This is a genomic window from Bacteroidota bacterium (genome assembly GCA_018816945.1).
Classification (GTDB): domain Bacteria; phylum Bacteroidota; class Bacteroidia; order Bacteroidales.
On sequence record JAHIVC010000044.1, the window covers coordinates 1 to 2,314 of the forward strand.

A 2,314-nucleotide genomic window follows, 5' to 3' on the forward strand; every position below is an offset into this window, starting at 1 on the left:
ATAAAGGTCTCTATTGCTATTCCACTCAAGAAGAGTGTGATAAAATAGTTCTATATTTGACCATATTTCTGAAAGACTCTTCTGTCTGCTAAAATGTAAAAAAGTAAATAATGGGTCTTTTTCATCATCCGACTTTCCTGCCATTAATTCCAGGATAAGTTCAATTTTCGTATCGTAATCTGCCCTCTTTTTATTAGTAATAAATGACCAGAATTTCATATCCTGGTCATTTAATTTATGCTCCATTTCATCCCATAAAAGGGCAATCTCAAAATGCCTTAACCGCTTTTCCTCATGTCCCAATTCTTTGAAGCTGTCTTCCGAAAGGAATAAAGCCTTTGTTAGTTCTGCATTTGTAAGTGGAATCTTGCCAATATTCAATCGTTCAAACAAATCCTCACTGTCTTCATTATCTTTGACTTCATACCAGATTATTTTTGAATAACTTAAGAATTTGGATTGGAATTCTGCGTCATCCAATGGTTTCCCACTGTGTTGATCATGATAATTACGCTCCCAGTCTCTTATGGTCTGATACGCCTTGGAAATATGATAAAAATCGATGTTTCTTTTATTTATGTCCACCGTAACATCATCACTATTGACTTTTATTCCCTGAAGAAATTTGACACAATCTTCCCGAGTTTCATAATCGATTTTAAATAAATTCTTCTTTTGGCGCCCTGTCCAAAATTCGTTAATATATTTCAATATCAAGTAAATAGTTGTCAGACGTTGTTGCCCATCAATTACTTCATACCATTCACCTTCCATCAATCTGTCCGATGCAGAATCTGTTTTTAATTTTTTGAGTACGATTGGCTGGAGGCAGTAAAAAGTTTTTTTATCATGTTTTCCTGGCACTTCACGAGGGACAAAAGAGTCAATATCATCCAGTAGTTGTTCCACCTGCTGAGATGTCCAGCGATACCCTCGCTGGTAGTGGCGGATGAAAAATTTGTTCTCTAAAAGCTCTGAAATTGCTTTTGGTTTTAACACATTACTGTCGATATTTTCCATAATCAGTTCTCCCTACCCACCTGCTATTCATTTTTTTATTCCACCATTGATTAAAGTAACCGGAATGGCTTACCCAATTGAATCGCCGAAGAGCATAAAAAGACGAGCGAAGTTACTTAAACAAGGTTAAATTATATATATAAAAAATAAATAGCAAGCATTCTTTCAAGGGAGGTATGTTAAAGAAACCCCATTGATACATGATCTTCAAAGTCCCATCCATGTTGGGTAAAAGGCCTGTAACAGATTTATAATAGCAGCCCTATTAACCTCTTTCCAAATGAGTAGGGATTCATATAATGGCCGTTGAAAAGGAATACGTCAAAAAAGAGACACACATAATCGCTTTAAACAAATATTCACTGGTTAACTTTGTAAAAGAAGTTAACCAGTTTGTGCAGCTATAAAATTGAAAATATCCCGCATGTAGTTTTTATAATTTTCGCATAAAAGACAATAAAATTTTGAAGTTCAAAGAGGAGAGCAATCTGTCTATCTATGTTCGCTACAAGCCTTCAATCCAAAGGCGTTGACTTCTAAGAAGAGCGTTTAATCGATTGTTGCATGCCATCAGTATTTTGGGTGCATACAGATTTGCAACAAATCGATTAAATGTAAGAACTGAATTTGAATAAAACGGAGAAAGCTGAGAAAAAAAAGACGCAAAAATACTTACTACGGGTATTGTATGCTCCTTACAAATGCCGCGTCCGACGTACGCGCCCATCTAAGTGGTCGTGAAGTTTCAACTGGTCTCTTCCTTCCAGTCACTAAGTGGGAACAAGACTGGCGAACTTCCTCGGACTTTAACAGTATCTCAGACCAGTAAATAAATAATTACATGTGCATAATTAAAAAGTCAATTCATCCTTAAAAATTTTCCACAAATCGGCTCGGTTTAGGTGATGTGATTATGACCAAAGGCTTTGGCAAATCAGTTTTTTTAAATGCCTTTAAAACTTTATGCTACTTTACAATATGCCGAGGCCGCTTCCGCGCAGCGGTTCAGTTCTTTTGGCAATGTTGCCTGGTATCAAAATCCGACCGGAGGGTACTTGTATTCATAGGGCGGGCTTTTTTTAAAATATCAATAGACACAACATATTGGGGTGGGAAAAAAATATCCTTGATCAATCAATATTCAATTTTTCCATAAACCAATATTTATTCTTGCTCAAAAAAGTATTTGTTTTAGGAAAAATGAAGCGTCATCAATACCCCGGACTTTGTCTATACGTCCTGTGTGATGATCAGTGTCTCAGGGGAGAGGACTATATTAAGAACGGGGGGGGGG

At 36.4% G+C, this 2,314-nt stretch carries 1 protein-coding gene; it reads right to left on the reverse strand.

The features are described 5' to 3' along the window. Positions 1-1,020 (reverse strand): DUF262 domain-containing protein (locus tag KKG99_07235; GenBank protein ID MBU1012781.1); only part of this gene is annotated, 1,020 nt, incomplete at its 3' end. Positions 1,021-2,314: the final 1,294 nt, after the last annotated feature.